15 protein-coding genes and 1 pseudogene are annotated in these 15236 nt (G+C 75.8%); 8 read left to right on the forward strand and 8 right to left on the reverse strand.

Annotated features, from left to right (window positions below; translation table 11 throughout):
• Window positions 1–105 precede the first annotated feature (105 nt).
• The 4 genes and pseudogenes from BI06_RS02690 to BI06_RS53115 form a co-directional block, all read right to left on the reverse strand.
• Complete coding sequence (locus BI06_RS02690) at window positions 106–528, reverse strand: MarR family winged helix-turn-helix transcriptional regulator (RefSeq protein WP_030391803.1); 423 nt, start codon at window positions 526–528, stop codon at window positions 106–108.
• 52 nt (window positions 529–580) lie between these two features.
• A complete protein-coding gene (locus tag BI06_RS02695; RefSeq protein WP_082558218.1) occupies window positions 581–1852 on the reverse strand; it encodes a M48 family metalloprotease in 1272 nt (423 codons plus the stop codon).
• Window positions 1853–1967: 115 nt separating this feature from the next.
• Entirely contained in the window at window positions 1968–2297 is a 330-nt protein-coding gene (locus tag BI06_RS53110) for a dsRBD fold-containing protein (RefSeq protein WP_233290034.1), read from the reverse strand.
• A pseudogene (locus BI06_RS53115) lies at window positions 2280–2741 on the reverse strand (universal stress protein); the annotation flags it as partial. The pseudogene BI06_RS53115 and the gene BI06_RS53110, both read right to left, overlap by 18 nt.
• Before the next feature lie 231 nt (window positions 2742–2972).
• Here BI06_RS53115 and BI06_RS02705 point away from each other — a divergent pair.
• Complete coding sequence (locus tag BI06_RS02705) at window positions 2973–4259, forward strand: CapA family protein (protein ID WP_063794899.1); 1287 nt, start codon at window positions 2973–2975, stop codon at window positions 4257–4259.
• A 45-nt stretch (window positions 4260–4304) separates the two neighbouring features.
• Complete coding sequence (locus tag BI06_RS02710) at window positions 4305–4871, forward strand: NUDIX hydrolase (protein ID WP_051740153.1); 567 nt, start codon at window positions 4305–4307, stop codon at window positions 4869–4871.
• Between the two features lie 28 nt (window positions 4872–4899).
• Here BI06_RS02710 and BI06_RS02715 read toward each other — a convergent pair whose 3' ends face one another.
• The 3 genes from BI06_RS02715 to BI06_RS02725 all read right to left on the reverse strand — a co-directional run bounded on the left by BI06_RS02715 (window position 4900) and on the right by BI06_RS02725 (window position 7852).
• The gene (locus BI06_RS02715) at window positions 4900–5601 is read right to left on the reverse strand and encodes a siderophore-interacting protein (RefSeq protein WP_051740154.1); all 702 of its coding nucleotides are present in this window, start codon (window positions 5599–5601) and stop codon (window positions 4900–4902) included.
• A 114-nt stretch (window positions 5602–5715) separates the two neighbouring features.
• Window positions 5716–6531 carry a TetR/AcrR family transcriptional regulator gene (locus BI06_RS02720; RefSeq protein WP_082558220.1) on the reverse strand — a complete coding sequence of 272 codons (816 nt, stop codon included), beginning with the start codon at window positions 6529–6531 and terminating at the stop codon, window positions 5716–5718.
• 4 nt (window positions 6532–6535) lie between these two features.
• Window positions 6536–7852, reverse strand: a complete 1317-nt coding sequence (locus tag BI06_RS02725; protein ID WP_051740155.1) for an MFS transporter — start codon at window positions 7850–7852, stop codon at window positions 6536–6538.
• A 276-nt stretch (window positions 7853–8128) separates the two neighbouring features.
• Between BI06_RS02725 and BI06_RS02730 the strand changes: the two genes are divergently transcribed.
• The 6 genes from BI06_RS02730 to BI06_RS02755 all read left to right on the forward strand — a co-directional run bounded on the left by BI06_RS02730 (window position 8129) and on the right by BI06_RS02755 (window position 13913).
• Window positions 8129–8986 carry a 2,3-dihydro-2,3-dihydroxybenzoate dehydrogenase gene (locus BI06_RS02730; protein WP_043464778.1) on the forward strand — a complete coding sequence of 286 codons (858 nt, stop codon included), beginning with the start codon at window positions 8129–8131 and terminating at the stop codon, window positions 8984–8986.
• Window positions 8987–9229: 243 nt separating this feature from the next.
• Window positions 9230–10429, forward strand: coding sequence for an isochorismate synthase DhbC (dhbC, locus tag BI06_RS02735; protein ID WP_043464781.1), 1200 nt, complete (start codon window positions 9230–9232; stop codon window positions 10427–10429).
• 83 nt (window positions 10430–10512) lie between these two features.
• Window positions 10513–12201, forward strand: a complete 1689-nt coding sequence (locus BI06_RS02740; RefSeq protein ID WP_043465797.1) for a (2,3-dihydroxybenzoyl)adenylate synthase — start codon at window positions 10513–10515, stop codon at window positions 12199–12201.
• Window positions 12202–12265: 64 nt separating this feature from the next.
• On the forward strand, window positions 12266–12898 hold the full coding sequence (locus BI06_RS02745) for an isochorismatase family protein (RefSeq protein ID WP_030391814.1): 633 nt from the start codon (window positions 12266–12268) through the stop codon (window positions 12896–12898).
• Between the two features lie 5 nt (window positions 12899–12903).
• A complete protein-coding gene (locus BI06_RS02750; RefSeq protein WP_030391815.1) occupies window positions 12904–13128 on the forward strand; it encodes a phosphopantetheine-binding protein in 225 nt (74 codons plus the stop codon).
• A gap of 17 nt (window positions 13129–13145) precedes the next feature.
• Window positions 13146–13913, forward strand: a complete 768-nt coding sequence (locus tag BI06_RS02755) for an AMP-binding protein (protein ID WP_158516371.1) — start codon at window positions 13146–13148, stop codon at window positions 13911–13913.
• Window positions 13914–13987: 74 nt separating this feature from the next.
• On the opposite strand, the gene BI06_RS02760 is transcribed toward BI06_RS02755, so the two are convergent.
• Entirely contained in the window at window positions 13988–15172 is a 1185-nt protein-coding gene (locus BI06_RS02760; RefSeq protein WP_043464784.1) for an amidohydrolase, read from the reverse strand.
• Window positions 15173–15236: the final 64 nt, after the last annotated feature.

Consider the following 15236-nt stretch of genomic DNA (forward strand, 5'->3'; position numbering starts at 1 on the left):
CCGTCCGGGTGGTCCACCGCACCCCGAGCGGGTGCCGGGGGTGCGCGGCGGTGCGGCCGGGAGGTGCGGTCGGACGGGGCGGCCGGGCGGCGCGGTCGGGCCGGGTCAGTCCTCGGAGCCGTAGCGGGCGAGGTAGTCGGCGAACCGGGCGACGTCCTCGTCCGACCAGTTGGTGAACCGGGCCGAGAAGGAGAGCCGCCGCTGCTCGTTGGCCTCGCGCAGCAGGGTGAGTCCGGCCTCGGTGGCCAGCAGGATCTGGCCGCGCTGGTCCTCCGGGTCGGTCTCGCGGCGCAGCAGCCCGAGCTTCTCCAGCGCGGTGACTTGGCGGCTCACCGTGGACTTGTCGAGCATGAAGTGCGCGGCGACATCCGCGGCCCGGCAGCCGCCGCGCTCGGTGATGAGGTCCAGGATGCTGTAGGTGACCAGGGAGAGGTCGGGGTGCAGCTGGGAGGCCTTGTGCCGGGCGCGGCGGGCGAAGGCGGTCAGTTCGCGCTGGATGGTCGCGATCGACGTCTCGCGGTCGGGCACGGGGACTGTCCTCCGGGGGCTCGGGAAATCCGCAGTGCGGAAATTAGTTGCACTATACAACAGCTTCGGTCGCGTCCGAAGCCCCCGGCGGGCGGCCTGCCGCACCGGCCCGACCCGCCTGCCAGGCGCGCGCCGCCGCGATCCGGCGGGTGGCGCTCGGATGAGTCGCGAACAGTAGCTCAAGCACCCGCGGCGGGTCGACGTCGGACACATTGGTCACCGCGAGTCTGCGCTGCATCGCCACGAACTGCTCCGCGTCCCCCGTGAGCTCGAGCGCGTGCCGGTCCGCCCTGGCCTCCACCCGGCGGCTCACCGCGCACTGCACCGGGCCGGACAGCGCGCCCAGCAGCGCCGCGCCCGCCGCCAGCAGCGGCAGCGACCGGGGATCGGCCGCGTCCGCCGCGCCGGCCGCCGACAGCAGCACGTCCCAGCCGGACGCCAGGCCCAGCAGCACCACCACGACGGCCGCGCCGACCGCGCCCAGCACCGTCCCGGTCAGGACGTCCCGGTGCTTGACGTGCCCCAGCTCGTGCGCCACCACCAGCTCCACCTCGCGCGGATCGGCGGTGGTCAGCAGCGTGTCGTAGGCGACGATCCGCCGCGTCGCCCCCAGCCCCGAGACGTACGCGTTCAGCGCCGTGGTCCGGCGTGAGGCGTCCGCGACCAGGACGTCCCGCACCCGGACGCCGTCCCGCGCGGCCAGGCCGAGCAGCGCCTCGCGCTGCGGGCCCGGGGCCATCGGCGTGAAGCGGTTGAACACCGGCTCGACGAGCAGCGGGTAGAGGAAGGAGAGCGCGGCCGTCAGCAGCGCGGCCGCGCCCGCCGCCGGGAGCCACCAGCGCTCCGGCGAGCGGCCGGTGAGCGCGTACAGACCGAGGACCACCGGCAGGGCGAGCGCCAGGGTGAGGGCGAGTCCGCGCAGCGCGTCCACCGCCCAGCCGGCCCAGCTCTGGGTGACCAGGCCGAACCGGGCGCGGACCGACCGCGAGCCCGCCCCGAACGGCAGCTGCGCCGCCCGGCCGACCAGCACCAGGGCGGCCGTTCCGGCGAGCACCTCCGCCGTCCGGGAGCCGCCGAACCAGCCGCCGACGGTGGACACCAGCCCGGCGCCGGCCGGCGTCAGGCCGAGGGCGAGGGTCAGCGCCAGGCCGGTGGCCCGCGCGCCGAGCGCCCAGGGCAGCTGGGCGCGGCGCAGCGCCCGGCCCCGGGCGCGCTCGGCGGGGGTGAAGTCGGGGGTGAATGCGGGGGCGCGCTCCGGGGTGAGGTCCGGGGCGGCGGCGGGGGCCCGATCGTCGCCCGGGGGTGGGCCGACAGAATCTGTCATCTGTTGTCCGTCATCCGAGGTCTGTCAGTCGTCAGTCGTCAGTCGTCAGTCGTCGATCTTCGGCCGTCGGCCGTCAGGGGCGTTCGTGGACCGTCGTCCCCCGGCAGCCAGCATGTCACTCCTCGGCGGACCCGGTGGCGTGCCGGGTGCCCGCCCGGAGCAACTGGTGGCCGAGGTCGATCAGCGCCCGGCCGACCGCGAACTCGTCGCCCACCGCGGGCGCCGGATCGTCGAGCGGATTGCGGCGGGCGTACGCGTCGCTGTGCAGCACCGCGCCGTCGGCGTCCAGCACGGCGTGCACCCGGGTGGTGTCCCGCTCCTCCACCAGGTGCAGGCTCAGCTGCCAGTCCTTGGTGGTGCGGACGGCGGGCTCCTCCTCGCCGGCACCGGCGGCGAGGCGCGGGGACGGCGCGGCGGTGGTCCCGTCCGCGCGGACGATCACCACCGGGCACGACCCGTGCGCCGCGCACCGGGTGCTCACCGACCCCAGCAGTGTCCGGGCGAAGGTCCCGCGCCCGCGACTGCCCAGCACCAGCAGCTCCGCGCCCTCCGCCAGCTCCAGCAGTACCTCGGCCGGATGCCCGAGCAGCAGGGTCTCCGTCACCGGCACCGGCCGGTCCCGGCCGACCACCTCGTCCACCTCGGCGGTCAGGGTGCGCATGGCCGTCCGCTCGAAGTCGTCGTCCGGCAGCGGCACCAGCCACCCGTGCAGCGAGGGCGGCTCCCACGCGGCCACCGCGTGCACCGTCGCCCCGGTCAGCGCCGCCTGCCCGACCGCCCAGCGCAGCGCGGCCCTGGACGGCGCCGAACCGTCGATCCCGACCACGATCCGCCGCCCGGTGTCCGCGCTCCCGTTCCCAGCCCCACTGCCCGTCCCGTTGTCAGTCATGACCCACCACCTGCCGTCCGGTCCCCGAGCCTCGCCCGCTGCCTCCGCCGAGCCCGCGTCGCACCTCCGTCCTGGCGGCCTCCGCCCGGCTTCCGCCGTGCCTCCCTACCTCCACGCTGCCACTCCGCGCGCCACCCGGCGGCCCGGCGCGGATTGTGGCGGTGGCGCGGAGGCGGCGCGGGGGAGTGGCGTAGGCTGACCGCTTCCGGATCGACCCTTGGGGGAACAGACATGCGCCGTGCCGCGGCCGCCGTCGCACTGCTGCTGGGGCTGATACCCGTGGCCGCCTGCGGACCGGACGACCCCGACCCGGCCGCCGTCAAGGCCTCCCGCTCCGCCAAGGCCGCCGCCGACGCCGCCGCTGCCGCGAAGGCCTCGCCGGACGCCGCCGGTTCCGGCGCCGCCGGGGACCAGGCCGCCTCCGACAGTGCGGCGCCCCGCCCGGACGGCAGCATCACGGTGGCGTTCGCCGGGGACGTCCACTTCGAGGGCCGCACCGAGGAGCGGCTCTCCGTGCAGCCGCCCGAGACGGCGCTCGGACCGATCTCCAAGAGCCTCGCCGCCGCCGACCTCTCCGTCCTGAACCTGGAGACCGCGATCACCGATCGCGGCGCGCCCGAGGCCAAGACCTACACCTTCCGCACCTCCCCGAAGGCGCTCACGGCGCTCAAGGACTCCGGCGTCGACGTCGTCTCGCTCGCCAACAACCACGCCGTCGACTTCGGCGCCGACGGTCTCGCGGACACCCTCGCGGCCAAGGCCGCCTCGCCGCTCCCGATCGTCGGTTTCGGCCGCAACTCCCAGGAGGCGTACGCCCCGTACGTCACCACCGTGCGCGGGGTGAAGGTGGCGGTGGTCGCCGCCAGCCAGGTCGAGGACCTCACCAACCAGAAGTGGCGCGCCGGGGCGAACAAGCCCGGCATCGCCTCGGCGCTGGACCAGGCCGCGGTCGTCAAGGCGGTCGAGGAGGCGAAGAAGCAGGCGCCGGTGGTGCTGGTCTACCTGCACTGGGGGGACGAGGGCAAGGCCTGTCCGACCCCCGCCCAGACCGCCATCGCCAAGAAGCTCGCGACCGCGGGAGCCACCGCCGTGGTCGGCACGCACGCGCACACCATGGTCGGCTCGGGCATGCTCGGCTCCACCTACATCGGGTACGGCTTCGGCAACTTCCTCTGGTACGGCACCTCCAACTACGCCAACTCCAACGAGACCGGCGTCACCACCCTGACCCTGGGCCCGAACGGCAAGGTGCTCGGCGAGGCGTTCGCGCCGGCGACCATCGACGACAAGGGCGTGCCGGTGCCGCAGACCGGCGCCGCCGCGACCGCCGCGCTCAAGCGCCGGGACGGGCTCCGGGGCTGCACCGGCCTCGCCCCCGTCCCGGGGGCCGCCGCCGGGCCCGCGTCCGCGCCGGCGTCCGGCTCGCCGTCCTCGCCGTCCTCGCCGTCCGCGCGCACGACCGCGCCCGCCGCCCCGGCCGCGCGGAGTGCCGCGCCCGCCCCGACCGCCTCGCGCTGAGCGTCGACGGAGCAGTGGTGGGAGCGCGGCAGTGAGGGAGCGGCAGTGACCGAGTGGACGGTGCACGGGCGGCGCCAGGTGTACGGCTCGCCGTGGGTGGAACTCTGGCTGGACGATGTCGACATCCCCGGCGTCGGCCGGGTCGACCACCATGTGCTGCGGATGCCCAAGGAGTGCGCCGTCGCCGTGGTGACCGACGCCGAGGGCCGCTTCCTCATGCTCCACCGCCACCGGTTCATCACCGGTCGCTGGGCCTGGGAACTGCCCGCGGGCTGGGTCGAACCCGGCGAGAAGCCCGCTGCGGCGGCCGCGCGCGAGGTCGAGGAGGAGACCGGCTGGCGGCCGGGGTCGGTCGAGCCGTTGACGGAGTTCGACGCGATGTCCGGGATCTCGACCATGCACTTCCACGCCTTCCACACCACCGGGGCGACGCCGACCGGCGGGCCGGTCGACCGGTCCGAGGCGAGCCGGGTGGAGTGGCTGACCGAGCGCCAGGTGGTCGGACTGCTGACCTCGGGCGAGGTGGCGGACGGCGCCTCGCTGGCGGCCCTGTCCTACTTCCTGGGCCCGCACCGCCTCTCGGCCGGCGGAACGAGTCTGAGCAGCAAGTAGACCTGCCAGGATGTGAACTGGGGGTCGGTCAGTCCTTGTGGTTCGCCTCGCCGAGCTTCCAGTAGCCCTTGCCGTGGACGCGTTCGCGGGGCAGCGCCCAGTCGGTGAGCAAATGGCGGCGGACGGTCGCCACGGCCTGCGACTCCCCGGCCAGCCAGGCCGTGGTGCCGGGCGGGACGTCGGTCGCGAGCAGGGTGTCCGTGAGGGTCCGGCCCTTGGCACGGCCCTGGGGGCGGACCAGCCAGTGGGTGGTCAGACCGGCCCGGGCGGGCAGCGGCAGGGTGGCCCCGGCGGCATCGCCGACCTCGGCGAAGAGCGTCACCGGTACGGTCGGCGGGAGCTCCTCCAGGACGGTGAGCGCGGCGGGAAGGGCGCTCTCGTCGGCGGCGAGCAGGACGTGCCCGGCGCCCTCGAAGGACGGCCGGCGGCCGCGCGGGCCGGCGATCCGGGCCGGGTCGCCCGGGCGCGCGGTCGCGGCCCAGCGGGACAGCGGGCCGTTGCCGTGCAGCACGACGTCGATGTCCGTCTCGCGCTCGGCGGGGCGGTGGTGCCGGATCGTGTAGGCCCGGGAGTGCCCGTCGGGGGTCGCCAACTTCACCCACTGGGTGGCGTGTTCGACAGCGAGGGTGTCCAGGGTCGGTCCGGCCAGGGTGAGCCGGAGCAGGGCGGGGGTGAGCGGGGTGACGGCGGTGACCCGTACGTCGTGGGTCGGCCGGGGGCGACGGAACACGGAGACTCCAGGGAAGAGGGTGGCGCCGGCGCGGGCCCGGGGAGATCGACACGGGTGGCGCGGTGCGGCGCGGAGGGGGGAAGCGGGAAGGGGTGGAGCGGGAAGGGGCGGGGCTCAGCCCGGCAGGTGCTGGTCGAGCAGCGCGTCGACGAACGCGGGGTCGAGCGGGCGGCGCAGCACCAGGGCGCGGTGGTAGAGCGGGGCGAGCAGGGCGTCCAGCAGCACGGCGGCCTCGTCGGAGGCGTGCTTGTCGGAGGCGTGCTCGTCGGCGGTGCGCCCGAGGCAGGCGCGGGTGTGCCCGACGTCCCGGGCGCGCAGCGCGTCCAGAAAGCCGCCGTGCAGCAACTCGGCGGTACGGGCGTCCAGTTGGGCATGGCCCAGGAGTGCCTGCAGCACCTTCCCGGCCGGTGCCGCGCCGAGGAAGTCCGCGAACCGGTGGATGTAGGCGCGCAGATCGGCCGGGTCGGCGGGGTTCTCGGCGGGCCAGGCGAGACCGGTGGCGGCGTCCAGGACGAGGTTGTCGAAGAGGATGTCCACCTTCGACTTCCACCAGCGGTAGATGGTCTGCTTGGCGACCCCGGCGGCGGCCGCGATGCCCTCGATGGTCAGGCCCTCGAAGCCCACCTCGACCAGCAGGTCGTCGGCGGCGTTCAGCACCGCCAGCCGCGCGGCCTCGCTGCGCCGGCCGCTGCCGCCGGTGGTCGCCCCCTCGCCCTTGACCGCGTCGCTCTTCGTCGCGCTCCCGCTCGCCCGGGCCGCGCGCGCGGCGGCGGTGGCACGACCGCCGACGGCGCGGTCGGCGACAGCACCGTCGTCGGCGGCGCGGCTCGCGCCGGACCGGCTTCCGGTGGCGGGGCGGGGCTGGGCGGCGATGGCGGTGTGGTCCTTGTCCGGGGGCGGCTGCTGGCTGTTGACGACGGTGGCGGCCATCCTCTCACGCCTGCCCGGCCGGGGCGGCCGGTGCCGGTTCAGCCGTCGCTGTCACCGCCGCCCCCGCCACCGGCCCCGGCACCGTCCCCGGCGATGCCCCGTGCCGGGGTCGGCGGACCAGCCCGGCGGCGACGGCGAGGGCCAGTACGGCGACCGCCGCGCTGAAGGTGACCCCGGCGGTGCGCAGCCCGGTCGCCCGGACGAGCACGCCGACCCCGATCACCGGCACCGAGAGCATCGTGAACAGCACGGCGAAGAACGCCGACACCGCCTCGCCGCGCCGGTGCGGCTCCACGCCGCCGTTGACGGTGCCGAGTCCGGTGCCGATCGCGGTGCCGGTGGCGAGGCCGTTGACGCAGGCGCCGAGCAGCAGTGGCGTCAGCGTCCCGCCGAGCAGGGCGGCGGCCACCAGCGCGGCGGCCAGGACGAGTCCGGCGCAGGCCAGCGGCAGGGCGCGGGCCGGTGGCAGGACGCGGACGAGCAACTGTCCGACGGCGGTGGAGAGGAAGGCCAGGGCGACCACGAGTCCGGTGAGCGCGTGGTTGTGCAGGCCGAGCACGGTGGCCAGGAAGAGTCCGCTGACGGCGGTCAGCACGCCGGTGACGGCGAATCCGGCGCCGCCGGTGAGGGCGGCGCGCAGGAACGCGGGTCGGATGCCGGGCGGGACGTGCGGTATCCGGAACCGGGCGCGGGCCCCAAGGGCGGAGCCGCCGGTCCGGCCCGCGCGGCGGACCTCGGCGGGCACCGTCTCGGGGACGGCGAGCAGTCCGAGCAGGGCGGCGCCGGTGAGGACGAGCGTCACCGTCCAGGGCAGGCGCAGCGGTGCGTCGGCCCATTCGGCGAGGGCGCCGGCGAGCAGGGTGCCGCCGGCCAGCCCGCCCATGTTGGCGGCGAGCGCGACGGTCTGGGCGCGCAGCCGGCGCTCCGGCGGGGCGAGGTCGAGCAGGGCGGCCGTGGCGGCGCCGGTGACGAGGGCGGCGCCGAGGCCGGAGAGGACCCGGGCGGCGAGCAGCCAGGGCAGCGAGTCGGCGAGTTCGAACAGGGTGGCGGCCGCCGCGGCCAGCAGCAGGGCGGCCAGCACGACGGGGCGTCGGCCGATCCGGTCGGAGAGCCGGCCGAGGGTCAGCAGACCGGCGACGACGCCGAGCGCGTAGACGGCGAAGACCACCGTGACGGTGAAGGTCGAGAAGCCGAAGGCGTGCTGGTAGAGCGGGTAGAGCGGGGTCGGGACGGTGGTTCCGGCCATGGTGACCCAGAACGCGAGGGCGACGGCGGCCGGGGCGATCGGGCCGCCGGGTCGCCGGGGCGGGGCGGAGGGCATGGGTGCTCCTCGGGGGTGACGGTGTGGGAGGAGGGCGCGTCGGGGCCTTCGGTCGGGGCCCGCGCCTCGGAGCTGAACCTGGACGCAACGTTGCGTCTCGATTCAATGCCCCGACGCTACACCGGACGCAACGTTGCGTCTACATTCGCTCGCCGGCCGGCTCCCGGCCGGCGGATGCGCTTCCCGCTTCCGGCCGAACGCACTTGACGGCCCCGCAGGGTCGGTCCGTACCGGCGGGACCCCTCGGAGAGTCCGAACAATTGTGTTAGGTTAGGCTTGCCTAATGTTGCTGGTCGGAGGGGATTTTCAGTGCAGCAGTCCGAACTCGCGGGCGCCGTCGCGATGGTCACCGGCGCCGGACAGGGGATAGGCGCGGCGGTGACGCGCGCGCTGGTGGCCGCCGGTGCCGTCGTCGCGGCGGTCGACCGCAATCCCGGTCCGCTCGCCGAGCTCGCCGACGAGCTGTCGGTCCGTCCGGCCGGGACCGCCCCCGGTGGTGCGGCCTCCGGCGGACCCGTCCACCCCTACCTGCTGGACGTCTCCGACGCGGCGGCGGTCGAGTCCACCGTCGAGCTGATGGAAGGCCAACTCGGCCCGATCGGCATCCTGGTGAACGTCGCGGGAATCCTGCGTGTCGCCCCCGCGGTAGAGCTCACCGACCAGGACTGGGCGGACAGCTTCGCGGTCAACACCACCGGAGTCTTCCACACCACCCGGGCGCTCGGCCGACGGATGGCCGAGCGCGGCGGCGGCGCCATCGTCACCGTCGGCTCCAACGCGGCCGGCGTCCCGCGCACCGGGATGGCCGCCTACGCGGCCTCCAAGGCGGCCGCCACCATGTACACCCGGTGCCTGGGTCTGGAACTCGGCCGCTCCGGGGTGCGCTGCAACATCGTCTCGCCCGGCTCCACCGACACCGAGATGCAGCGCGGCCTCTGGCAGGACGACGCGGCGGCCGCCGAACGGCGCGTCATCGACGGCGACCCGACCAGCTACCGGGTCGGCATCCCGCTCGGCCGGATCGCGCAACCCGCCGACATCGCCGAGGCGGTGACGTTCCTGGTCTCCGACCGGGCCCGCCACATCACCATGCACGACCTCTACGTCGACGGCGGCGCCACCCTGCGGGCCTGACGCCCCGGCGCGGGCCCCGGGCCGGATCCGGCCCGCCCTCCAGCACGACTCCACGACGGCCCCGCCCCGGTCCGTCGCGGCCCCCGACACCCACGGCGGGGCCGGACCCCCGGGGCGAGCAGCACCCGGGGCCCGGCGCCCCACCCGGACCGCGCCCCCACCGGGGCGGGCCCCGGACCAGACCACCGCCGACCGCCGCGACGAGCAGCGTCCGGCGACCACTCGCAGACTGGGAGATTCCAGGTGACCACGGTGCACCACGCCCCCGCCGGGACGGACCACACCGTCATCGGCGCGGCCAGCGGGCTGCTGGGCCAGTATCGGGCCGCGGCCGACGAGGCGTTCTTCGCCTCCCCGACCCGCACGCTGCTCGCCGAGGGCGTGCACGCCCGGGTGCCCCAGGACGGGCGCCCGCTGGTCGACCGGGTCGCCGAGACCCTCGCCCGGGCCCGCCGGGACGGCGTCGAACACCCGCTGGTGGTGGGCGCGGTGGCGTTCGACCACGACAGCCGGGCCGAGCTCGCCGTCCCCGCGACGCTGCGCACCTGCGGCGCGCTGCGCGACGACCCGCTGATCGCGCTGCCCGCCCCGGCCGCCGACCGGATCGACTGGGACGTCCGCCCGGTGCCCGCACCCGAGGCGTACGGGGCCGGCGTCGCCGAGGCCGTGGAACTGCTCCGGGCCGACGGCGAGCTGAGCAAGGTCGTGCTCTCCCGGACCCTGGAGCTGCACGCCGACCGCCCGCTCGACCTGCCCGCGATCCTCCAGCGCCTCGGCCGCCGCGACCCCGGCGGCTACACCTTCGCCGTCCCCGCCGGCGGCGGCCGCACCCTCATCGGCGCCAGCCCCGAACTGCTGCTCTCGCGCACCGGCGCCGCCGTCGTCGCCAACCCGCTGGCCGGCTCGGTGCCGCGCAGCGCCGACCTCGGCGAGGACGTCCGCCGCGCCGCCGCGCTGCTGGAGTCGCCCAAGGACCTCCAGGAGCACGCCTTCGTCGTGGACGCGATCCACGCCGCGCTCGCGCCGTACTGCCGCGACCTGGTCGTGCCGGAGCGCCCCACCCTGGTGCGCACCGCCGCGATGTGGCACCTGGCCACCACCATCACCGGCGAGCTGATCGACCCGGCCGTCTCCGCCCTGGAGCTGGCCGTCGCCATGCACCCGACCCCGGCGGTCTGCGGCAGCCCCACCCCGCTCGCCCGCGAGGCGATCCGCGGCATCGAGCCCTTCGACCGCGGCCTGTACACGGGCATGGTCGGCTGGGGCGACGCGGACGGCGACGGCGAGTGGGTGGTCACCCTGCGCTGCGCCGAGGCCGACGAGCGCACGCTGCGGGTGTTCGCCGGTGCCGGTGTGGTCGCCGAGTCCCGGCCGGAATCCGAACTCGCCGAGACCAGCGCCAAGTTCCGCACCTTCCTGGACGCCGCCGGGGTGCCGCAGTGACCGGCCCGACCACTCCGGGAGCCTCCGCGGTGACCGACCCGACCGCCCCAGGAGCCTCCGCCGTGACCGATCCGCACCACCCGATGGCCGAGGTGCTGGCCGGATTCGCCCCGTACCCGGACGAGTTCGCCGCCCGCTACCGGGCCGACGGCCACTGGCGCGGCGAGACCTTCGGCTCGATGCTGCGCGAGCGCGCGGCCGCCCACCCCGACCGGATCGCGATCGTCGACCCGGCCGGCGGCAGCGGCGAGGACCCCACCCGCCGCTGGACGTACGCCGAACTCGACCTGCGGGCCGACCGGATGGCCGCCGGACTGCGCGCCCGGGGCATCCGCCGGGGCGACCGGGTGGTGGTCCAGCTCCCCAACACCGCCGAGTTCTTCGAGCTGGTCTTCGGGCTGTTCCGGGTCGGCGCGCTGCCGGTCTTCGCGCTGCCCGCGCACCGCTACACCGAGATCTCCTACTTCTGCGCCTTCACCGGCGCGGTCGGCTACGTGGTCCCGGCCGTCGAGGGCGGCTTCGACCACCGCGAGCTGGCGAGCCGGGTGAAGGCTGAGACGCCCTCGCTGCGGCACGTGCTGGTGGTGGGCGGGGACGCCGGGGAGCACACTCCGCTGGCCGAGGTCCCGGTCGACCCGGCCGATGCGGCCGGCGCGCCCGGTGAGGAGCCGCAGCCCGGGGACGTCGCCTTCCTCCAGCTGTCCGGGGGCAGCACCGGGGTGCCCAAGCTCATCCCGCGCACCCACGACGACTACATCTACTCGCTGCGCGGCTCGGTCGAGCTCTGCGGCCAGGACGAGAACAGCGTCTACCTCGTGGTCCTGCCCGCCGCGCACAACTTCCCGCTCAGCTCGCCGGGTTCGCTCGGCACGCTGTACGCGGGCGGCCGGGTGGTGCTCTGCCCGCAGCCGAGCCCGGAGACGGCGTTCCCGCTGATCGAGCGCGAGGGCGTGACCATCACCGGCCTGGTGCCGCCGCTGGCCCTGCTCTGGCTGGACTCCGCCGAGCGGCTCCGCGAGGCCGAGGGGCGCACCGGCCTGGAGAGCCTGGAGGTGCTGCTCGTCGGCGGCGCCAAGTTCAGCGAGGAGGCGGCCCGGCGGGTGCGCCCGGTGCTGGGCTGCACCCTCCAGCAGGTGTTCGGGATGGCCGAGGGACTGGTCAACTACACCCGGCTGGACGACCCGGAGGAGGTGATCGTCACCACCCAGGGCCGGCCGATCTCCCCGGACGACGAGGTGCGGGTGGTCGACGACGAGGACCGCGACCTGCCCGACGGCACCACCGGCCACCTGCTCACCCGCGGCCCGTACACCATCCGCGGCTACTGGAACGCGCCCGAGCACAACGCCGCCTCCTTCACCGCGGACGGCTTCTACCGCACCGGTGACCTCGTCCGCCGCACCGGCACCGGCCACCTGGTTGTCGAGGGCCGGGCCAAGGACCAGATCAACCGGGGCGGCGAGAAGGTCGCCGCCGAGGAGATCGAGAACCACCTGCTGGCCCACCCGGCCGTGCACGACGCGGCGGTGGTCTCGATGCCCGACCCGTACCTCGGCGAGCGCACCTGCGCCTATGTCGTCCTGCGCGAGGAGCACCGCGCGCAGCCGCCCAAGTCCGTGGAGCTGAAGCGCTTCGTGCGCCAGCGCGGACTGGCCGACTTCAAGGTGCCGGACCGGGTCGAGTTCGTCGACGCCTTCCCCGCCACCGGCATCGGCAAGGTCAGCAAGAAGGACCTGCGCGCCGCCATCGCCGCCTCCCTCACCTCCTCCTGAGCCCCGACCCCCGAGTCCCCGCCGCCCGACCTCCCAGTCTCCCGAACGTTAAGGACGCACCGCCGTGGGCCTGCCCCGCATCCCCTCCTATCCGATGCCCGCCGCCGCCGAGCTGCCGGCCAACCGGGTCGACTGGACGGTCGACCCGTCCCGCGCCGTGCTGCTGGTGCACGACCTGCAGAACCACTTCATGGGCGCCTTCGACACCTCGGCCTCCCCGGTCACCGAGCTGCTCGCCAACATCAACCGGCTGCGCGCCTGGGCCGCCGAGCACGGCGTGCCCGTCGTCTACTCGGCGCAGCCGGGCGGGCAGAGCGCCGAACAGCGCGGCCTGCAGCAGGACTTCTGGGGCCCGGGCATCCCGGACGACCCGCGGGCGGCGGCGATCGTGGACGAGGTCGCCCCGGCCGAGGGCGACCGGCTGCTCACCAAGTGGAAGTACAGCGCCTTCGTCCGGACCGACCTGGACGAGCTGCTGCGCGAGCAGGGCCGCGACGAGCTGGTGATCACCGGCGTGTACGCGCACATCGGGGTGCAGGCGACCGCCTGCGACGCCTGGATGCGGGACATCCGGGCCTTCGTGGTGGCCGACGCGGTCGCCGACTTCGGCGCGGACGAGCACCGTGCCGCGCTCAGCTGGGTGGCCGGGCGCTGCGGCGTCGTCACCGGTACCGACGCCGTCCTGGAAGGGAAGTGACAGCCATGGCCTTCACCGTGGAGCGAATCCGGGCCGAGGTCGCCGACCTGCTCGGCGAGGACCCGGCGGACATCCCGCTGGACGAGAACCTGGCCGACTGGGGCCTGGACTCGGTGCGGCTGATGGCGCTGGCCGAGCGCTGGCGGGCCGAGGGCGCCGAGGTGGCGTTCCTCCAGCTGGCCGAGCGTCCGGCCGTCGAGGCCTGGGCCGAACTGCTGGGCGCGTCCTGATGGAGTCCGGCACGGCGGTGGCGAGGCCGCCGCGGACGGAGCGGTGGCCGGCCACCACGGTGGTCGGGCCGATCGAGGCCCAGGCGGCGCGGACGCCGGACGCCCCGGCCCTGCTGCCGGCCGGCGCGGCGCCGGTGGGCTACGGCGAGTTGAACGCCGCAGCCAACCGGATGGCCCGCTGCCTGGCGGACCGGGGCGCCCGCCCCGGCACGGTCGTCGGCCTCGCGCTGACCCGCCCGGCCGACCTGGTGCCGGCGCTGCTGGCGGTGGCCAAGTCGGGTGCGGCGTACCTGGCGCTGGACCCGGACGACGCCCCGGGGCGGCTGTCCTGGCTGCTGGCCGACGCGGCGCCGGTCTGCGTGCTGGGGGAGGGGGTGCCGGACGCGGAGCGGCCGAGCCCCGCCGAGCTGGCCGGGCGGGCGGACACCGACCCGCCGCGGGCGCTGACCCCGCAGCATCCGCTGTGCCGGGCGTACGGGCCGGGCGGGCGTCCGGCCGGGGTGTGGACCACCCATGCCGAGGTGGACCGCCGGGTGCGTGAGCTGCAGTCCGCGTACGGGCTGGGCCCGGGCGACCGGGTGCTGCAACTGGGGCTGCCGCTGTGGGAGTTCCTGTGGCCGCTGCGGACCGGGGCGGCGCTGGTGCTGGCCGACCCGGACCGGCCGGGCGAGGTCGGGGAGCTGGTCCGGGAGGCCGGGGTGACCGCGCTGCGTGCGGCGCCGGCGGTGCTCGGCGAGCTGCTGCCCGAGCCGGGGCCGGTGCACCTGGTCCCGGAGCGCGGCTGACGGACCCGACGGACAGCGGCCGACGGACCTCCGAGTCCGTCGGCCGCTGTCCGCCGCCCGTCGTCAGTGGCCCGTCACCCGCGCGGCGCCGCCGCGAAGTCGGCCGCGGTCCAGGCCAGCGCGACCGCGCCCTCCAGGATCGCCCGGTCCGCCTCCGGCGAGACGGCGGCCTCGACGAACGCGGCCTCGTGCGGGCCGCAGGAGCCGCCGGTGATGTCCAGGACCGGGTGGATGGAGGGGACGGCGTGCGAGACGTTGCCCATGTCGGTGCAGGCGAACGGCCCGCTCTCGACCGGCTCCGGGCGGCCCGCCGCCGCCGCGTTGGCCCGCCACAGCGCGAGCAGTCCGGTGTCGCTGCGGAAGTCCAGGTAGTCCGGCTCCGGCCGGGTCAGCTCGACCTCGCACCCGGTGGCCAGCGCGCCGGCCCGGAAGCAGTCCTCGACCCGCTCGCGCAGCGCCGCGAGGTCCTCGGCGGCGGAGGTCCGGATCTCGTACTCGGCGGTGGCGCTGTCGGGGATGAGGTTGGGCGCCGTGCCGGCGGCCGTGGTGATGCCGTGCACCCGCCACTGCGGCGGCAGTTGCTGCCGCAGCAGCCCGAGCGCGACCTGGGCGACGGTGAGGGCGTCGGCGGCGTTGCGGCCCTCGTGCGGGTTGAGGCTGGGGTGGGCGGCGCGCCCGGTGAAGCGGACGGACAGGGTGCCGAGCGCGAAGGAGTGGAAGTCGGCGACCTCCACCGGGCAGGGGTGGACCATCATCGCGGCGTCCACGCCGTCGAAGGCGCCGGCGTCCAGCAGCAGCGCCTTTCCGGCGCCGCGCTCCTCGGCCGGTGCGCCGATCACCCGGACGGTGAGTCCGAGCCGGTCGGCGTGGGGGGCGAGGCCGAGCGCGGCGCCGAGACCGGCGGCGGCGATGAGGTTGTGGCCGCAGGCGTGGCCTAGGCCGGGCAGGGCGTCGTACTCGCAGACGATCGCGACGGTGACCGGTCCGCTGCCGGTGCTCGCGCTGAACGCGGTGGGCAGGCCGCCGGTGCCGGGTTCGACGGAGTAGCCGTGCCCGCGCAGCAGTTCGGCGCACCACTCGGCGGCCCGGTGCTCCTCGAACGCGACCTCCGGGTGGGCGTGGATGCGGCGGCTGAGCGCCAGCAGCTCGTCCCGGTGGGCGAGGACGCGCTCGCGCACGGCCTCCTTCGACGTGGGGTCGGCCGGTCCGGCGGCGACCGCCGGACCGGGCGCGGGCACGCTCGCGTTCAAGGGGGACATCGGCGCCTCCGGGGCTGTCAGGGCCTGCCCAGCGGCAGGCTGTTGACCAGACAATATGCAGATA

This window comes from Kitasatospora sp. MBT66 (genome assembly GCF_000710405.2).
Classification (GTDB): domain Bacteria; phylum Actinomycetota; class Actinomycetes; order Streptomycetales; family Streptomycetaceae; genus Kitasatospora; species Kitasatospora purpeofusca.

What these genes read in the sequence shown, in the direction of transcription:
- BI06_RS02725 (WP_051740155.1), bottom strand. Translation starts at nt 7,852, where the DNA reads ATGCCCTCCGCCCCGCCCCGGCGACCCGGCGGCCCGATCGCCCCGGCC.
- BI06_RS02740 (WP_043465797.1), top strand. Translation starts at nt 10,513, where the DNA reads ATGGCCGAGGTGCTGGCCGGATTCGCCCCGTACCCGGACGAGTTCGCC.
- BI06_RS02705 (WP_063794899.1), top strand. Translation starts at nt 2,973, where the DNA reads ATGCGCCGTGCCGCGGCCGCCGTCGCACTGCTGCTGGGGCTGATACCC.
- BI06_RS02750 (WP_030391815.1), top strand. Translation starts at nt 12,904, where the DNA reads ATGGCCTTCACCGTGGAGCGAATCCGGGCCGAGGTCGCCGACCTGCTC.
- BI06_RS02695 (WP_082558218.1), bottom strand. Translation starts at nt 1,852, where the DNA reads ATGACAGATTCTGTCGGCCCACCCCCGGGCGACGATCGGGCCCCCGCC.
- BI06_RS02720 (WP_082558220.1), bottom strand. Translation starts at nt 6,531, where the DNA reads ATGGCCGCCACCGTCGTCAACAGCCAGCAGCCGCCCCCGGACAAGGAC.
- BI06_RS02760 (WP_043464784.1), bottom strand. Translation starts at nt 15,172, where the DNA reads ATGTCCCCCTTGAACGCGAGCGTGCCCGCGCCCGGTCCGGCGGTCGCC.